Source organism: Pseudoalteromonas sp. Ld20, assembly GCF_045064175.1.
Classification (GTDB): Bacteria; Pseudomonadota; Gammaproteobacteria; order Enterobacterales; family Alteromonadaceae; genus Pseudoalteromonas; species Pseudoalteromonas neustonica.
In genome coordinates this window covers 61,797-79,659 of record NZ_JBISHB010000026.1, presented here as the reverse complement: position 1 = coordinate 79,659, position 17,863 = coordinate 61,797, and the positions used below count along the sequence as shown (strand labels likewise).

16 protein-coding genes are annotated in these 17,863 nt (G+C 41.6%); 5 read left to right on the top strand and 11 right to left on the bottom strand.

Annotated features, from left to right (window positions below):
• Positions 1 to 52 precede the first annotated feature (52 nt).
• From ACJJVX_RS02500 to ACJJVX_RS02490, 3 genes are all read right to left on the bottom strand, one after another.
• Positions 53 to 1,138, bottom strand: coding sequence for a rhomboid family intramembrane serine protease (locus ACJJVX_RS02500; RefSeq protein ID WP_054204134.1), 1,086 nt, complete (start codon positions 1,136 to 1,138; stop codon positions 53 to 55).
• Entirely contained in the window at positions 1,128 to 1,763 is a 636-nt protein-coding gene (locus ACJJVX_RS02495) for a hypothetical protein (RefSeq protein WP_054452255.1), read from the bottom strand. The genes ACJJVX_RS02500 and ACJJVX_RS02495 overlap by 11 nt, the downstream gene beginning before the upstream one ends.
• Before the next feature lie 340 nt (positions 1,764 to 2,103).
• Entirely contained in the window at positions 2,104 to 3,498 is a 1,395-nt protein-coding gene (locus ACJJVX_RS02490; protein ID WP_405629947.1) for a PLP-dependent aminotransferase family protein, read from the bottom strand.
• 88 nt (positions 3,499 to 3,586) lie between these two features.
• Here ACJJVX_RS02490 and ACJJVX_RS02485 point away from each other — a divergent pair, with 88 nt between their 5' ends.
• Positions 3,587 to 4,213 carry a LysE family translocator gene (locus tag ACJJVX_RS02485; RefSeq protein WP_405629945.1) on the top strand — a complete coding sequence of 209 codons (627 nt, stop codon included), beginning with the start codon at positions 3,587 to 3,589 and terminating at the stop codon, positions 4,211 to 4,213.
• A gap of 272 nt (positions 4,214 to 4,485) precedes the next feature.
• Positions 4,486 to 4,920 (top strand): GNAT family N-acetyltransferase, encoded by a 435-nt coding sequence (locus ACJJVX_RS02480; protein WP_054452251.1) that lies wholly within the window; start codon positions 4,486 to 4,488, stop codon positions 4,918 to 4,920.
• Positions 4,921 to 5,101: 181 nt separating this feature from the next.
• On the opposite strand, the gene ACJJVX_RS02475 is transcribed toward ACJJVX_RS02480, so the two are convergent.
• From ACJJVX_RS02475 to ACJJVX_RS02445, 7 genes are all read right to left on the bottom strand, one after another.
• Entirely contained in the window at positions 5,102 to 6,955 is a 1,854-nt protein-coding gene (locus ACJJVX_RS02475; RefSeq protein ID WP_405629942.1) for a S8 family serine peptidase, read from the bottom strand.
• A gap of 238 nt (positions 6,956 to 7,193) precedes the next feature.
• Complete coding sequence (gene soxR / locus ACJJVX_RS02470) at positions 7,194 to 7,682, bottom strand: redox-sensitive transcriptional activator SoxR (protein ID WP_231658988.1); 489 nt, start codon at positions 7,680 to 7,682, stop codon at positions 7,194 to 7,196.
• Between the two features lie 29 nt (positions 7,683 to 7,711).
• Positions 7,712 to 8,935, bottom strand: a complete 1,224-nt coding sequence (locus ACJJVX_RS02465) for a VWA domain-containing protein (RefSeq protein ID WP_405629939.1) — start codon at positions 8,933 to 8,935, stop codon at positions 7,712 to 7,714.
• Positions 8,932 to 11,277: a DUF5682 family protein gene (locus tag ACJJVX_RS02460; protein WP_405629937.1), complete on the bottom strand. Its 2,346-nt coding sequence runs from the start codon at positions 11,275 to 11,277 to the stop codon at positions 8,932 to 8,934. The genes ACJJVX_RS02465 and ACJJVX_RS02460 overlap by 4 nt, the downstream gene beginning before the upstream one ends.
• A 9-nt stretch (positions 11,278 to 11,286) precedes the next feature.
• Positions 11,287 to 12,366, bottom strand: a complete 1,080-nt coding sequence (locus ACJJVX_RS02455; protein WP_054452242.1) for an AAA family ATPase — start codon at positions 12,364 to 12,366, stop codon at positions 11,287 to 11,289.
• A gap of 100 nt (positions 12,367 to 12,466) precedes the next feature.
• On the bottom strand, positions 12,467 to 14,005 hold the full coding sequence (locus ACJJVX_RS02450) for a DUF5691 domain-containing protein (RefSeq protein ID WP_405629935.1): 1,539 nt from the start codon (positions 14,003 to 14,005) through the stop codon (positions 12,467 to 12,469).
• The gene (locus ACJJVX_RS02445; RefSeq protein WP_405629932.1) at positions 13,996 to 15,465 is read right to left on the bottom strand and encodes an SWIM zinc finger domain-containing protein; all 1,470 of its coding nucleotides are present in this window, start codon (positions 15,463 to 15,465) and stop codon (positions 13,996 to 13,998) included. Before ACJJVX_RS02445 ends, ACJJVX_RS02450 begins: the two co-directional genes overlap by 10 nt.
• Positions 15,466 to 15,680: 215 nt before the next feature.
• Here ACJJVX_RS02445 and ACJJVX_RS02440 point away from each other — a divergent pair, with 215 nt between their 5' ends.
• Genes ACJJVX_RS02440 through ACJJVX_RS02430 form a run of 3 tightly spaced genes read left to right on the top strand, consistent with a single transcriptional unit; the run spans position 15,681 to position 17,357 of the window.
• Positions 15,681 to 16,145 (top strand): flavodoxin family protein, encoded by a 465-nt coding sequence (locus ACJJVX_RS02440; RefSeq protein ID WP_054204146.1) that lies wholly within the window; start codon positions 15,681 to 15,683, stop codon positions 16,143 to 16,145.
• A 42-nt stretch (positions 16,146 to 16,187) separates the two neighbouring features.
• A complete protein-coding gene (locus ACJJVX_RS02435) occupies positions 16,188 to 16,712 on the top strand; it encodes a DsrE family protein (RefSeq protein ID WP_405629930.1) in 525 nt (174 codons plus the stop codon).
• Positions 16,713 to 17,357 (top strand): GDSL-type esterase/lipase family protein, encoded by a 645-nt coding sequence (locus ACJJVX_RS02430; protein ID WP_405629928.1) that lies wholly within the window; start codon positions 16,713 to 16,715, stop codon positions 17,355 to 17,357. It begins immediately after the preceding gene.
• A gap of 29 nt (positions 17,358 to 17,386) precedes the next feature.
• On the opposite strand, the gene ACJJVX_RS02425 is transcribed toward ACJJVX_RS02430, so the two are convergent.
• On the bottom strand, positions 17,387 to 17,854 hold the full coding sequence (locus ACJJVX_RS02425; RefSeq protein WP_054452236.1) for a hypothetical protein: 468 nt from the start codon (positions 17,852 to 17,854) through the stop codon (positions 17,387 to 17,389).
• Between the last annotated feature and the right edge of the window lie 9 nt (positions 17,855 to 17,863).

Here is a 17,863-nt window from a genome sequence, read left to right as displayed (position 1 = left end):
GAAGCGTCGTTCCTGCAAGAGAAAATTGCAGGAACGAATTTACGAAATTAAATCAACGTCTTAGCTGAGCCTCAGGCTGGTTTAGTAAATTAATAACTGGATTTTGTTCAATTATTTTTGATTTTAAGGCAAAGCCAATAATTAAGCCTGCAATAAAGCCACCAATATGAGCGCCATAGTCAACACCATCTGGCGCAGAGATCATGCCAAAAATATTGATCCCTAACCAAATTACAAAAAACCAAACCGCAGATAACTTTTTCTGATAAATGATGATCATAAAGGTTAAGCTTGCGTGCCTAAACCACATTAAATACATACCAAATAAACCTGCGATAGCGCCGCTTGCTCCTACACTTGGAATTGCTGAACTTGGATCAACGATAAAGCTAGCAAAAGACGCCGCCAAGCCACAGACCATATACCACATTAAAAACTTTTTATGGCCTAATACGTCTTCTAGGTTATCGCCAATAATGTATAAAAAGTACATATTACCGATAAGGTGCATTACTGAGCCATGTAAAAACACACAGGTAATCACGCTCCATAAATGTTCGCCTTGAGAAATCTTACTTGGGTTCATGGCAAACAGTTCGAGTGTGGTGCTGAATGCGGTGGTATTAAAAAAATACAAGGCAAAAATAATGGCATTGAGAGCAATTAAACTGCGTGTTACCCACGGCGTTTGTTTTGGTTTTAGGTTATATTCAACCGGCATTTGCGTTAAAAATTGAAACAGGTAAGTTTTCCAACTAACTTTTTGATTTAGCTTGTCTAAGCTCGCTTTAAGTTCAGGGCTATTTTCAACGCTTTCTAATTGATCTTTTTCAATCCAACTACCATCACAATGACGGCACACATCAATTTCTGTATGGAAATCTTCGAGTAAATGAAAACGCTCTAAATTTTTATTACAATCAGGGCAATCTAGTTTGGAGATCCCCAACGACTCACCAAAATGAGTTTCGTATTTATCGCCGATAGGGCCTTCATTGATCTCGGCAATCATTCTATTAACTTCGTTTTTTTCAAACCATAGTCCACCACATTCACGACAAATATCAATTTCTTCACCTTGATAATGCGTCACTTCTAATGGATGGGTAATACAATGTGGACAGCGCTTAGTTGGCATTATTAGTGTCCTTTAATGAACCAATAATTATATCGTTTTTCTTTAATTCTTTTTGCAAGTTTAATGCACTCGCCTGAAGCTTAGGCAGTGTTTGTAACTCAATAATATCAGCAATTTTATTGAGTTCTAGCGAAGCTTGACGCGCAGACATTTGACGTTTTAACGCCGCTTCAATCACAAATTCAGCACGGCTATAAAAGCGGCGTATTTGAGTTAAAAATATGCTCGGCGTTTCAAGTGTTGTGGGTGAGTATTGCATTGTTTGCCAAATATATTGCTCAAGATTTGGTTTGTGATATTGCATTTCTGAACTCGGTGGGCTTTTAGCGAGTCGCTCTGCATAAGCACGTACATTTGCTGCGTTGTCTTTTACTTCGTCATAAAGTGAGGTGCGAAGATAAAAATTATCTTCCATTTTACTATATGTATCAAATTTAAGCGCTTGCTCTAAACCACTTTGCGCGGCTAGGTAAACCCCAAAAATTGTTGAAAGCACAAGAAATACCTGATTTAGCCAAAAACCGGTACTTTTTAATTCTTTATTATCAACCGTTTTTAATGCTTCAGCCAATTTAGGTTTAGGTGTTGGTGCTCTATCTTCAGAGGTAGGTTGTGTTGGTTCCACGTGTTTATTCCTTATGCGATTGCTTCCTTTTTGAGCGCGATAGGCTACTTGAATTTTTTGGTTTTAACAATCAGTTGTTGTTAATTTGTTTCATATTTTATGTAATGTGTTTTGAATTAGAAGGAAATACAAGGGATATAGGTTTATTTATATTGTTTAGAGGTATTATGTTACCCGAATACAGTGGTTATTTACATTGTCGGGAATAGGTAAATAGTTTACTTTTGATAAGTGGTGCTATCTGGCGCTTCGGGGGGGCAATTAATTATCATTAAAACCAACCCCAACCCCTCACAATAAACTGACCTAAAGCTGATGAAACTTATGTATATCTAATTATTTAAATAACTACCTCAAAAGTTTGATTAAATTGCTTTAATGCGGCTTCTACGCGAGTTATGCCTAAATCGAATTCAGCCCGAGTTGCTGGTCCGCCTAGGGTGAGGCGTACACCATTTTGGCAATTCGCTTTGCTGGTGGGATCGTCGAGGACAAAAGCGTCTAATGTCCTCACTATTACTTTATGTGCTTTTAATACGCCGCAAAATTCAAACATATTTTGCGACGGAGCTAGGGGGATATACACGTTTAAACTGGCAAAATGTGCGTCTATTTCGTAGGCTTTGAGTCGTTTTTTAGTTTCTTCAATGCGATATCTGATTTCATCGGCAAGCTTGGTTTGATTATAAGCAAACTCGTTACTTTTAATAGCGTGCATTATTAACTCAAAGTTCATTGAGGACACCGCCCAACATTCACTATGCAGTTGTTTTAAAATTGGTTGTTCCCAAAGTCGTGGAGGTAATAAGTAACCCGCTCGTAGCCCGCCGGCAAAGTATTTTGAAAAACTTGAGATATAAAAAACGCGATCGGGAGCTTGTTGCCATAATGGTAATCGCCAATGCTCTGGCAAACAGTAATTTACGTCATCTTCAATAATGAAAAAATTATATCGGCGACTCAGCGCCAGTAGAGCATCTAAATTGTCACTGCTGTAGCAAATATTGGTCGGGTTTTGACAGTTTGGCGTGATATACACTGCTTTGATTGTCCGTGACTTGCACAGAGCTTCAATTTGCGCAAGATCAATCCCTTCGCTATACACGTTTACTTGCGCTAATGAAAGTTTAAGCGAATGACACGCATGATAAAAACCGGGGTAACACATCGACTCTGCAATGACAGTATCGCCACTTTCACACAAGGTTGCTAACGTAGTGAATATTCCTTGCTGAGCGCCTTGGGTAAATATCAACGGATGGTTTAAGCAATCAATGCCCTTATCCGCTAGCCATTGCTTAAAAAAATGTTGATGTGAGGTAAGCCCGTTGAGTTTATAAATCATCACATCTTTTAATGCACTTTGATCCTTTGATAGCGATTGCAGGGCGTTGGTCATAACATGTTGTTGCCCCATCATAGGTTGCATGCTCGAAGCAAAGTCGGTGTCGCCCTCAAAGTGACTTAACTCAATAACTTTACTTACAAAGGTACCAGCCCCTAGTTTTGCAGTAACCAACCCTCGCTGCTCAAGTAAAGCGTATGCACGCGTTACCGTACCATGTGTAACACTTAGGCTGTCAGCGAGTAGTCGTTGGGCTGGTAACTTTTGCTTAAAACCCAGCATTTTGTTGTCGATAGCATGCTCAATCAAAGCAGCTAATGCACGGTATTTGGGTTGTGTGTCACATAAGTTGCTAAACAGAGCCCGATCAGGTTTGTAAATTGTATCCATAACAATAAAAATATTGATGATTTTGTATAAGTATGACAATTAATAGTTATTAAACAACCACAATATTGTATCAATACAATTAACCATTATGAATACAGTTACTGTTTTTGAGCTTGCCCCGGCTCTCATTTTATTTTGTTTTGCGGCGTCAATTACGCCTGGGCCTAATAATATTTTGCTTACTCACTCAGGCACACATTTTGGCGTGATCAAAACCCTACCGCACTTATTAGGTATTCGTGTTGGCATGACGATAATGCATTTGGCAATGTTATTGGGGTTAGGGAAATTGTTTTTAATGCAGCCAAAACTGCATTTTTTTCTACAACTTTGTGCCAGTGGTTATATTTTATATCTGGCGTATAAAGTGGCTAATTCAACCCAAGTAGACGGCGTAAATGCCAAGGTGAAGCCTTTGAGTTTTTTTCAAGGCATGCTTTTTCAGTTGATCAATCCTAAGTCATATGCGGTGTTAATGACACTTTGTACTGCACTTACTTTACCTGAAGGTGCTTATTGGCCTTCTGCAATTTTGGGCGTGATTATTTTTAACCTTGTTGCGGCTTGCTCAGGCTTGTTTTGGGTGAATTTTGGTAAATACATGCGCCAATTTTTAAATAGGCCAAATACCTTTAAACGTTTTAATTTGATTATGTCACTGTTTCTTGCGGCATCAATTCCTTTAGTTTTTCTTTCCAATACAAGCATCCAGTAGGGGAATATACCCAAGCCACCTCAAGATGCAGAATTCAGCGTTTCACAGAGGCTTAATATCAAGGCGTTACTTTGTAGGAATGGCCGTCCCTTTTAAGAAGGAACAACGATGAGAGTAAGTCTCTGTGAAACGCCCAACGGGTTGGTTTAAAAGCGATTTATACTGCGTTATTGATTTTAATAATAGAACCACTATTACTTGCAATCAATGCCTTGCCTAAATCGCTTTTAATTCCAACTGAAACTCGTATATTGAGGTGGTTTGGGTATAAAATGAAATTTACTCACCAATTGTCACCACAACAATTTACCCAAGCGTTTGAGTTTTTATCTGAGCGAAGTTATTGGAGTCAAGGCATTAGTCGCGAACGGTTAGAAAAAGCGTTCGCACATTCGCTGTGCTTTGCATTAATTGAAAATAACCAGCTATTGGCATTTGCACGAGTGGTGACTGACCAAGCCACTTTTGCAAACTTACTGGATGTATTTGTGTTAGAGGCATTTAGAGGGCGAGGGCTGGGTAAAAAGCTGATGGATCATGTAATGAGTCACCCTGAATTGCAATCGTTGCGCCGTTTTACACTAGCAACAAAAGACGCTCATTCACTTTATCAACAATTTGGTTTTCAAAGCCAAGCAAACCCCAATCTTGCAATGGAAAAATGTTTAGCTGGCGGGTACTCAACAGTATTACAGCGGCAAAAATAAAACCAGGATTGAACGTTTTGACGCGTGCAGTTAGATATTAGTTAAATATTCTTATTATTTTTCAGCTCAATTCATTTTCTCTATTTATAGCCGTTTTATTAATAACATAAGTGCTCAGGGTAACAATAAACAATACGGCCTATAAAAATAGGCCGTGTTTTTACTCAATGGTTATTGCAAATTAGTAAGATGCGACAATGCTAACGCCAGAGAATGTATTATATCCTCTTAATGTAATGTAGTATTTACCGCCTTGCCCTGAGTTTAGGTTGCAGCTTTCATTATTACCGTTTGCATATGGACGACAGTCATACACGCTCGTTGTAGCTTGAGCGTCTTTACGAACATATAGATCAGCGTCGCCCGTGCCACCAGACATACTGACATTTAACGTGGCATTTGCGGGTACATCAATAGTGTAAACGAGTTCTTGATTACGTGCGCCAGAAAGCCCTGTGGCTGGTACACCATTTGTTAAGCAATTACTGCCACAACTAGTGCCGCCGCCAATAGTGCCAGTTAAACTTACTCCATTGTATTGGCTGTAGCCATTGAGCATCACCCACCAATCGCCAGCTTGTGGGTTGGTGAACGTGCAGTTTTCTGTGTTGCCATCTTTATATGGTCGACAGTTGTAGCTACTCGTTGAAGGTTTTTGCCCTACCTGTACATACATGTCAACATCGCCAGAACCACCATTTGTATCAAATGACAACGATTCAGAGCCCGCAGGTACAACTAGCTTATAAAAGGTGTTTGTACCTTGAGCACCTGATACGGTAACACTTTGTCCATTGGTGAGTTCATTTTCTTCTGGCGGTACAATAATGCCACCTTCTAATGTGTAAAGTAACTCATTTGGTGAGCCAGATTTTGCATCGGATACTTTGTTTTTAGTACTACGTTGGCTGAGCATGGTTTCGATTTGTGATGGGCTTAAAGAAGGTGTTTCATCAAGGTATAGTGCAACGGCACCAGCAACATGAGGTGAGGCCATTGATGTACCACTGATGGTATTTGTTGCTGTATTTGAGTTATACCACGCTGATTTAATACTTGAACCAGGTGCATAGATATCTAAACAGTTACCATAGTTTGAAAAACTTGAACGGCTATCGCCGCTGGTTGTTGAGCCAACCGTTATGGCATTAGCTGCGCGAGCTGGTGAATAATTACAGGCATTACTGTTGTCATTACCGGCAGCTACAACAAAACTAATTCCTGCGGCTACGGCATTATTTACAGCATCATCAGTTGCTTGCGAAGCTCCACCGCCTAAGCTCATATTGGCTACAGAAGGACCCGATGCATTATTTTTAACCCAGTTAATACCTGCAATAACCCCTGAGTTTGAGCCAGAACCATTACAGCCCAGTACACGCACGCCAACAATGTTTACATTTTTAGCAACCCCGTAAGCGCCACCACCAATCGTGCCTGCTACATGCGTACCATGTCCATTACAGTCTGTTGCATCTGAGTCATTATCGATAAAGTCATAACCATGAGATGCGCGATTGCCAAATTCATTGTGATTTATACGTACACCAGTATCAATGACATAGGCTGTTACCCCAGATCCATCAAAGTCATAATAGTAATTTGAATTGAGAGGAAGATCTTGCTGATCAATACGGTCTAAGCCCCAGATTGCATTTGGTTGATTTGCGTTTGTTTGTGCTAAAGGGTTAACCGACATCATTTGATCTTGCTCAATATAGTCAATATTCGGATTGCTAAGCATTTGTTGAATTGTTTTATCCGATGCATTGACAACAACACCATTTAAAACGCCGCCAAATTCCTGAGCCACGTCGATGTTGTATAGGTTACTTAAACTGGCCGATTGTGAACTGGCAAAGTCTGCTATTGCGTCACTACTTTGAATATTTAAAACCGAGGGAGTTTTAAATACAACGATATATTTACCTTCAATCGCACGGCTTGTGTCGACAGACATAAGTTCTGCGGCATGAACTTGCCCAGCTGATAAACCGACTAATACAGCAAAACTTAGAGTACTTAATTTACGCATTGTTTAATCCTTTTTGGATGGTTACTGTTTGAAACGCACTCCAAAAGATAGCCCTGAATAGCAATAAGTAAACATTCCATTAACCTTTATTTAACTTAAATGTAAAGATATGTAAACAAGTGTGACTGTTTTAGGTTTTTCTGTCGCTTTATCATGAGCCTAACGCGCGCTTGTTTTTTAGTGCAATTACGCGTGCTAGGTATTTTTAATATTGAGCGTATTGATGTTATTGGAGGAATTATTTTTGAGGGGTATTTAAAAGCACAGCACCGCTTTGTTCGTCGCCTAGATGATCATCTTTATTGTAAATTGGGCAGTTGTTCATTGATAAGCAACCGCAACCAATGCAGCCATCAACTTTATCGCGAAGACGCTGCATATAGGCAATTCGTTCATCAAGCTGAGCTTGCCATTTCTTAGACAGGGCAGACCAATCTTTTTTTGTAGGAGTACGTTGCTCTGGCAACGTGTCAAGTGTGCTTTTAATGTCATCAAGTGTAATGCCCATAGTTTGAGCGGCTTTGATCACCGCAACACGGCGTAATACATCTGGCTTGTAACGGCGTTGGTTGCCGTTATTACGCCAACTACGAATTAGCCCTTTCGATTCATAGAAATGTAGGGCTGAGACATTAACACCGCTGCGTTTGGCAACAAAGCCAACGCTTAAATTGGCGTCGACGATTTTTTTTGTGGTGGTCGTTGTTGGCATCGTGTTTTTACTCATTATTGGTTCAAATTAAACACAGTGTATTGCTATTCGTGTGGCCTAATGGCTTTAATATCTTGCTCTGCCGCCCATGCCATAACATCTTCGCGCTTTAAGGCGGTGGCCATTAGATCAGGAAATTGATCTGGCGTACAGGCAAATACCGGGCTACCTAATGTTGCAAACTCGCTTGCCATGTCGCTATCGTACGCGGGCCGCCCGTCATCACTTAAGGCAAGTAGGGTGATGACATTAACATCTTGTTTTATTAATTGAGCAATACGTTGTTTTAATTGACTTGCGTCGCCGCCTTCATATAAATCAGAAATAAGCAGCAAATGCGTTTTACTGGGGTGTTCAATTTGTTTTTCGCAGTAAGCAATAGCTTGATTTATATCGGTCCCGCCGCCTAATTGCACACCAAATAATACGCTAACGGGATCGGCCAAGTCTTCAGTTAAATCTAAAATACTGGTATCAAAACAAATCAGTTTTGTTTTGACCGCAGGGATAGAGGCCATAACAGCGGCAAAAATTGAGCTGTACACCACAGACGTTGCCATAGAGCCTGATTGATCAACACATAAAATCACTTCATCAAGATCGGCTAAACGACGTTGTTGGCGCATAAATCCAATGAGTTTATCAGGGACTATAGTGTTGTATTTTGGTTGATAGTGACGCAAATTAGCGTTAATAGTGCGCGGCCAGTCTATGTCACTAAAACGAGGGCGAAAGCTGCGCTTGGATTTATTAACTGCACCACGAATAGCTTCGGTTGTTTTTTGTTCAAGCTTGGCGAGTAATTGATTAACCACTTTATCGATCACGTGACGCGCTGTATCAAGGGTTTTTTCAGGCATGACTGAGCGTAAGCTTACTAAATCAGCCACTAAATGCACATCAGCTTCAATGGCGGCAAGAAACTCAGGCTCCATTAACATTTCTTTTAGGCCGAGTCGCTCAAATGCATCGCGTTGTACCACTTGGACTATGGGAACTGGGAAAAACTCACGAATATCCCCAAGCCATTTTGAAATTTTAGGGGCTGAGCGGCTTAAACTCCCGCGCCCACGCGCTGTACTTTGCTCTGCGTTATAAAGGGCTGAAAGTGCGCCAGATAAACGCTTATCTCTGTCGTTTAATGTGCCTTGTTGATCGTCATCAACCCCCAGTGCTAATTGCCAGCGGCGTGATTTTTCATCTATCAATGTAGTTGATGATTGTTCTGTCACTGAGTTTGGCTCGGTTAAGGTTGTTTTATCGTTCATGCCAACCAATCCTTATTGCGTTGAGCGAGTTTAGCCAGTTTTTCCATGTGTTGCTGCCAATATGTATGTTGATTTGTATCGATGTTTTGAACTATCTCGGCGTGTGCTTTGTTATTAAAAAGCGTATCGAACAAGCGTTTACGCTCCATTGCATCAAGGTTTGAAAATACCCGCCTAAACAAAGGCAAAAACTCAACAAAGGTGGTTTCTTCTAATTGGAGTAACCAATTATTTATGGCGTTGAGTAACAGTGAGTCGTATAGTAGTTGGTCGACCGAATCTGTAAAAAAGCCATCAAAAAATCGTGCAGCTTGAGCCGGTGGCAACGCAGGGGAGAGCATTTTATCAAGCATGGTGCTTAGTTGCTCACGGCTTAAACGCTCATTTTGATAAAGTAATCGTGCACATAAACCAATGAGTAAATAGCTGGATTGATCGCTGTGAGCAATAGCCTCTATTGCTTGCCACCATTTAGCTAAAATGTCGGTATCACCAAGGTGCAGCACTAAGGCACGATGTGCGCTGTTAATATTTTGCTGAACGTGCTGCGCTTCTTCATCATTTAAGTTACGGCACGCGTAAGGCAAAGCAAGCGCTGCTTGAATTGCTAAACGCTCGATCAGTGCATCTATTTGACTCAAAGAAAGCGTACGAGCGCTGCCATAACGGCTTATATCAATAAGGGGCGCAATGCTGGTAAGTAAATCATTGCAGTCACTGACTTGGCCGGCGCGCAGTGTTAACTGGGTTAAACCAAACTCAGTGGCTTGCGAAAGGTTGGCAGTTAAACAGTTAAGCACTGAGTCGGCGAGCACGGCTAAGTTTTGCTCTTTTGCTAGTGACGCCATCACTTTGTTATTGGCGGCTTGCTCTATGGTGCTGCCGTAAACAATATGTTCAACGAGTTTAATAGCAAATTCAGGCTGCCAGGTTAAGCGCCATTTTTCTCTAAACGTACCTCGGCTGCTACCTGAGTCAAGTAGCTCGCCCCATGGCACATTTAACAACTGCAGTTGATGTAATAAAATAGATTTGTTTTGGCCAATATCACTGCGCAAGTCGAGTGAATGTTCGCGTGCGAGGGCTTCGGGTTTGAGTTTGTATTTTTTTTGGCGCTTTTGTAAATCTTCAAGCAGTGGCACCAAATCAGTATCATCAGGAATTTGCCCAACCTGTTGACCCAGTAAAACAGTGTTATGTATTTGTTCCCACAAGGCGTGTTCACCAAAACACATGCAGCTTATAACTGCATCAGTGATTTCTTCAAAACTTGGTTGTGGCCTGTCTCTTACTGCGGCTAAGCTTAGGCAAAGTCGCTGGGCTTCAATGACTGATGCAGTTGAAATAACCGCCCCTTGCTCTCGTAAATTTTGTGCAATAAACACTAACCAAGGCGCAATATGATCATCCTGTTGGCGATGTTGCCATAAATGCTGATACCACATAGGTGCAGCAACACCTGCGCCGTAGCCTGTTTGCGTGGCTAAACGTGCTGAAGTCCACGGGATCCAAGTGGATTTATGTTTACTGGCTGCAAGCTTTTTAGGGAGGGCTTTTATTAATGCCCGATCATCTTTAGCGCTATGCTTGGCTTTAAGTGCGGGTACATGCCAAGCACCACAAATTACGGCAATGGGGCCGTCGCATAGTTTAGCTATTTTGGCTATTTCTAAGCGCATAAATGCTTCGCGTTGATGATCATGTGCCAGCTCTGGCGAATCTTGTGCGACAGGCTGCCTTAGTGCAGTCATTGCATGTTCAACTTGTTCAAAAATAGCTAAGCTGTCATCGCGATTTTGCTCGATAAGGTCATTCCACCAAGCCTCTGCATCTTGATAGCCTGCAATGTTTGCCAAGACACCAATGGGATCGCGTAAGAGTGCGGTTAACTGTGGTGTATTTTCTTGGTTATTGCTTTGATCATCGCTTTTGCCATCGCTTTGATTATTATTTGGTGTGAGTTGCTCAGCGTTGGTGTGTTCTTCATCTTCACTGTGTAGTTGCTCAGCTTGCATTTGTGCTAAGCGCACTGCAATGGGTAAATCAATAAACGCGCTGGGTATTTGCTGTTGCTTTGCCCAGACACTGGCTTGGTATTCAGGGGAATACTCAGCAAAGGGATAAAAAATGCTGCTTTGTGCATGCTCTACCGCATAGTTTAGCAATGCCACGGGTGGTTTCATTTGCTGATGCGCTAATAAAGGTAAAAGATCACTGCAATCAGCGGGGCCTTCTATCAATATATACTGCGGTTGCAGCTGCTCAAGGGCGGCAAGTAATCGTTTACTTGAGCCCGGACCATGATGTCGAATACCAAAATAATGAATATCAGAATGTGCCATTAGTTAACCTTATAGCACCTGATTTAAATGGTGGTAATAGTCTTCATAGCCTTTACGCTTTTTGAGCACAGTTTCAAGGTATTCCTCTAATACGGCGCGATCTTGAACGGGGTCTTTCACAATTGCACCAAGCATACTTTGGCTAATTTCGGCAGCGGTTAACTGGCCTTGGCTAAACCAGTTTGCTTGGCTGAGCCCGCCAACCATAACGGCAATAGCCTCTGCGGTTGATAGGTTCCCGGTTGGGGTTTTTAATGTGAGTTTACCGTCGAGCGTTTCGCCGCCACGTAGCTCTCTAAAAATGGCAACAACCTTGGCAATTTCGTCAGCGGTGTTTTTCGGTACTGGTAAATCTAACGATTGGCCCATTTCAGCAACACGCTTATTAATAATTTCGACTTCTTGATCAACCGAATCTGGCAGCGGCAGTACCACAACATTAAAGCGACGTTTTAACGCTGATGATAGTTCATTAACGCCTTTATCGCGGTTATTCGCGGTGGCAATAATATTAAAACCGCGCTGTGCAAATATGGCATCGTTTAGCTCTGGTACTGGGAGCATTTTTTCTGATAGTACGGTGATCAAGGTATCTTGAACGTCAGAGCCCATACGGGTTAGCTCTTCTAAGCGGCACAAGCTGCCATTTTCCATTGCACGCAATAGTGGCGTTGCAACGAGGGCTTCTTTACTCGGGCCATGTGCTAATAGCTGCGCATAGTTCCAGCCGTAGCGAATTTGGTTTTCGTCTGTGCCAGCGGTACATTGGATAACTTGGGTACTACAGCCACAGATGGCTGCGCTTAAATGTTCAGACACCCATGATTTGGCTGTACCAGGTACGCCCAAAAGTAATAATGCGCGATCGGTCGCCAACGTGGCAACGGCGGTTTCTATAATGCGGCGGTGGCCAATGTATTTTGCTGAAATATCAACGCCCGATGCAGTTTTACCACCCATTAAATAAGTAACCACTGCTTGTGGCGACATTGCCCAGTTATAGGGTTTATTACCGGTGTCGTCCGCTTTTAATGCATCTAATTCACTTTGGTATACTTGCTCAACGGGTAAACGAAGGATATCGCTCATTATAGTGTCCTTGAATAATGTGTGTTGCGCGTCCTGTTTATATTTAGGGCGGCTAATAAAGGGTTGTAAAATGACTGTGCGGCTTGGCTTTTATTAAATTTCATGGTGTTTGTGCCTTTACAGCGACTAAGCAAACATTAAGTTTAAGTGCGTCTAGCATGGGATCTGCAGGCATCACACCTAATGCAATCACGCCATCGTAAATTCGCTGTGCCAGTGCTTGGGGTAAAAATAGCCCAAGTGCTAATAACTCACTCATTATGGCGTAATGCTCAAGGTAATGTTTATCAGTGAGCTCCTGTTTAATATCTTGCTGTAATTGTGCCCAAGCTTGAGTGTGGCTTAGTTGTTGCCAAGTTAGCTCTGTTAATGGCGAATCAATGAGCGACAGCAAATTGCCAAAATTGAAGTGCATATGCTTTTTTTCAAGCAGCGTATAAATAACAGTGGCAACATGTTGCGGTGATAAACGAGATTTAACGCCACGCAGTACATACCATAACAAGCTGTGCGTGAAGAGTTCATCACAACTGCGGGTTATAAAGTCATTGAGTGTTGTTTCTGGCAGGGAATCAAACGCATTGTTAATAAAGCCAATATTATCTTGCTCACGGTATTGATCAAATTGCCAGCCGTTGCATAGCTGTGTAACCGAAATGTTAAGTGTTTTTGCTAATGCTGCTAATGAAACCTCAGCAATAAACTCGGTTCGCATGGCCTGTTGTGTTTTACTTTTGAGTTTTGCGGGCAATACTATGGTGGTTTTTTTAAACAAACCTTTGGTTTTTACTTCTAGCCAAGGTGCTAACTCTTGTGCGTGTTGATCACTTTGGGTATCGTCAACATCCACAGCTAAACGTGCGAGTAATTGTTTGGCAAAGGCCACCACCTTTTTTGATTTATCGGTCAAATATTCTTGTAATTGGGGTTGATCTTGATGGCTTAAATGAATGCTTAAAATGTGATACAAACGCAGCCGATTTTCTGCTAACTCAGTTTTCGCAACCTGATGAATATACTGCGCTGCTAGTTGTGGGTTTGTATGCCTAAGTTGGGTTAAGCGGGCACGTTTTTCTGCTGGGTAAAGGTCGTCCCACTGTAGTTGTTCAAGTGCTGTATTTTGCTGCGCTTGCCATTGGCATAATTGATCATTAGACCAATATACCCAAGGTAAATAAATACTGGGCACAGAGTCTGAGTGTTTTGTTGGCATCCAATCGGCTGGATGGGCACATACGCCACGACTAGCAAGTAAATTAAGTACGGCATCAAACCCTGAGCTTGTTTGTTGTTTACAAAATGTCATTACACGGCTAAATAGAGGCCGCAATGAGGTTGTAATACACGGGAGTGCAAGTGTTGGAATATCAGGTGCTGATACTAACTCCGCCTCGGGTGATGGGTAGTGCATAATCAATTGTTGTTGCTGAGAAAGTATCAGCGCATACATGTTTTGTTTGCTCGGTGTGATCGCACTTAGTAATGTTTGCCAATCATCGGGGAGTTCAGCTAGGTTGATTTGATCATGCCCAACGAGCCATTTTTTCTCGAGCTTTTGAGCTGCTTGCAATGCGTTATTAAGCTGCTCATTACGCGCTTCGATTTCGTTAGCATGAGTGTCGATGATAGTTACTGACATAAAATAACGCCCCATGATGCTGTTTCAACACTTATTAACTCAGCAAATTGTCCATCGAGTAATACAAAGGCCGTATCAAGCTGGCTTCCCAATATTAAAGGATCTAGCACTTCATTTATTAAAGGCAAATGCACTGTTTTAGTGTTATTTTGCCACCAGTATTGACCTGACTTGTCTTGGCTAATACGCCCTGCAGGGGTAATAAAAGGCACTTCTTCAAGCCATGGCAATTGGGCATGATGCTGCAAAAAATGTAGTCGCCAATCTTGAAGTGGTTCTTGTGTGTGGCTCATTTGCTGATTAGTTGGGCTTTGGGGTATGTATTCATGCTCACCTAAAATAGCCCTGTATGGCATACGACTAGCATAAAAAGTTACTTTACCTTTTAGGGTTTTCCCCAGCGCACTTTGCGTTTTACTACTGCCACTTTTTACAGGAATAAAATCGAGCAACATAGCAATCGCAGTTGCAGGAGTCGATGTTTGTTCATCGCTTGGCGAGAGTAACTTTAACCAGCGCATAGACGTTAGTAAGCCATTACGGCGCATTTGTGATTTTTCACCAATAACTTGCCACGTACCATTGATAGTGAGCGGTTGAGTGCTATTTTCATCAGTATTGGGGCTGAGTACTTGTTCACGATTTTCGCTGCTAACAACACTGCGATAGGCATCAATGTCTTGCGGGTTACTTAGCCATGCTTCGCTGAGTAACGCTAATTTAGCGAGCTCTTGGAGCGCCGCGCTGGGTTGATGTTGCACCGGGTGAGCCAGTATTTTTGCTGGTAATTCGTCAATTCTTGCTGCCAAGTTTGCTGCTTTGGCATCAACTAAACGCGCCGCTATTTGGCGGCACTTATCTCGGCTGTCTTTTAAAAACTGTACAATGCCACTGCTAAGTTGATCGTTTATCCACTGTTGTAACTCAGTCAGCCCTTGTGCCACTGAATCGAGAGTTTTGGCTCGATTTTGCGCTGCGCGTTTAGCTTTATCTTCTTCACGTTTAGCGAGCTCTTCATCGGTGAGTACTTTCTCAACATTGGTTTTATGCAATGAAAGGGGGGCGGCGGATTTACTTATTTTTGCTGCGTTGTCCTGCGCAGAGGCTTCGTCTGTTGTGCTGGTGGAGCGTTTGCGTCTGCCTAACCAGTCATTCACCCATTGTGGCGGTGCCGTTTTAGCGAAGTTATCAGGCAAGTCAGAAAACTGCCAAAATAGCGCAAGCACATGTTTACACGGAAACTTACGCGACGGGCATGTACATTTATAGCCGTGATCGCTCACATCAGCCATAGTGTAGTAGGGTGTGGAGCCTGAGCCCTGACACTCTCCCCAAATTGTATTTACGTCTTGGGCTTGCCCAAGCACTGGCCACTTGGCGGGTTTGAGTAATTTTTTTGCGGCATTAATTGATGGCTGATCGGGTGCCAACTCTTGCACGAGCGTGTCGGATACTTCCATGATAAAACGCCTACTACATTACTAATGTGGAATAAGGTTAATAGCGCCAGTTTATCTATAATTCTCGTAAATACAATACGCTAATAGTTAATATAGGTACATCAAAGTAAAAAATTGATCACAAATAGAGCCTTAAAAAGGTAAAAAATAGTTGTTGACCTTAACTTAGCTTGAGGTTTTATGCTTGGTTGCATCATTAAAAAGGAGTTAACCCAATGCAACAAAAATCAGTACATAATACAGCGATTATTTATTCAAGTGGCCGAAAAAATGGTAATACAACAGCGCAGGTGAACGCATACAGTAAACAAAAAAGCGGCATTGTTTTTTGTTTAGATGATTATGTTATTGCCCCTTACCGATATGATAAGCAATATAACAATGACGACTTTTATAACTTGTTCGAAGTGCTGTTACGTTATGAACATTGGGTATTTGCATCCCCCGTTTACTGGTACAACACGACCCCACAAATGAAAGCGTTTATGGATAGAATAACCGATTACATGGATGATGAGGCGCTAAAGCCAAAGTTAAGAACATTGCGCCAAAAGCATTACTCTTTACTCTCAAATGCAGCCTCAGCAGAGGCCCCATCTGCATTTATAGATATGTTTAAACATACCTTTAACTATTTAGGCATGACGTTTAAAGCACATTCACATATTCAAGCTAGTTAAACTGTTTTAAACAGGGTAGGCTAAAACAAAAAAGGGTAATTTATGAAAACGTTACTTATGGGTTTTAGCCTACTTTTAACAAGCCTCGCAGTATCAGCACAGGAACCCGAGCCTGTTATTAAAGATTTTGGCTTTTTTTATAATGTTCTAGAGCACACATCTGATCTAAAGCAGGCGCAGTTTAAAATAGCTTTTGATGTAGGTGAGGGAGCTGAAAAAGGTCAGCAAAATAACCATATAAATTCGTTGGCGCGTTTTATTAATATGCATGTGGCGCATGGTGTTAACCCTGACAATATCAAGCTTGCTTTGGTTGTTCATGGCAGTGCCAGTGTTGATGTGCTTGAAAATAGTTTTTACATGCAGCGTTTTGCTGTGGGTAACAAAAACCAATCACTTATAAAGCAATTACTTGCTAATAACACCGACATTTATGTATGCGGCCAGTCGGCAACGCATATGAAAGTAGCTAAAAAGCAGCTTATCCAAGGTGTTAAAATGTCGCTATCAGCAATGACCGCTCACGCAAAATTACAGCAGCAAGGTTATACCTTGAACCCGTTTTAAATGAATGTTTTGTGTTTTGGTGATTCAAATACCTTTGGGCTTTCAGCAATAGATGGCTCGCGTTTATCTGAAATTGAACGTTGGCCTACATTATTTAAACAAGCGATCGGGGACGAACATAAAGTAATTGAAGCAGGGCAACCTAACCGCACACTTGTAAATAACCCACCATTTACCGGGAACAAATCAGGGGTTACGTACTTAAAGCCTTATCTTGAAGCGCATCAGCTTGATGTAATCATCATACAACTGGGTACGAATGATCTAAAAGCACGCTTTGCGTTAACAGCAGAGAAAATTGCTGAAGGTTTAGCGCAATTTATTAATGAAATTGAGTTGTTTTATCAAACAACACCTCAACCGCGTTTAGTTATTATTAGCCCATTTACAGTGTTTGAAGTAGGCCAATACCAACGTATTTACGCAGGCGCACAGGTTAAAGCCGTGCAATTATCTCACGAGTGTAGGCGTATAGCACACGCACACAACTGCCTTTTTTTAGACGGTCACACATTAATAACACCCTGTAAAAACGAGGGAATTCATTTACCAGCCACAGAGCACAAAAAGCTAGCAAATGCTGTATTTGAGCTTATTTACCAATACTCAGGTTACTTAAGGCGGGCTGTTTTAATTAGTGACTAAATTAAAATAGTAGCAACGCGCCTTAGAGTTTATCGAACAATAAAGCTTTGCTCTGTTTGGCCTGATTCATACATCCATTGGTAAGTGAGAGGTTCAGTGCTGCCATCATAAAACCATATCAATGCGACTAACTCTGTTTCACTATTAGCGATTGTTACAGATTGTTTAATGCCTAAGCTGCTGATCGGGCTTCTATAAATACAGTTATTATAGTCTACAGGTTGCTCAAGTTGAGGTTTAACACATACATTTAAATACGCTCGTTGAGATATCTCAGTCAATTTAACGTCTATTAGTAATTCAAATTGCGTCGAAAAATCAAATTCGGGTGTTGCGACTAAATCAGCTGTTGAAACCGGCGTAACAACTGGTGGTGAAACTGGTGCAGGCGTTTCTCCTTGAATAGGAGTTGATGTATTTGTATCATCCGATCCACCACCACAGCCTTGTAACATAAACCCTGTTGCCGCCAAAATAGTCATGATTAAATTTTTCATATTAAACTC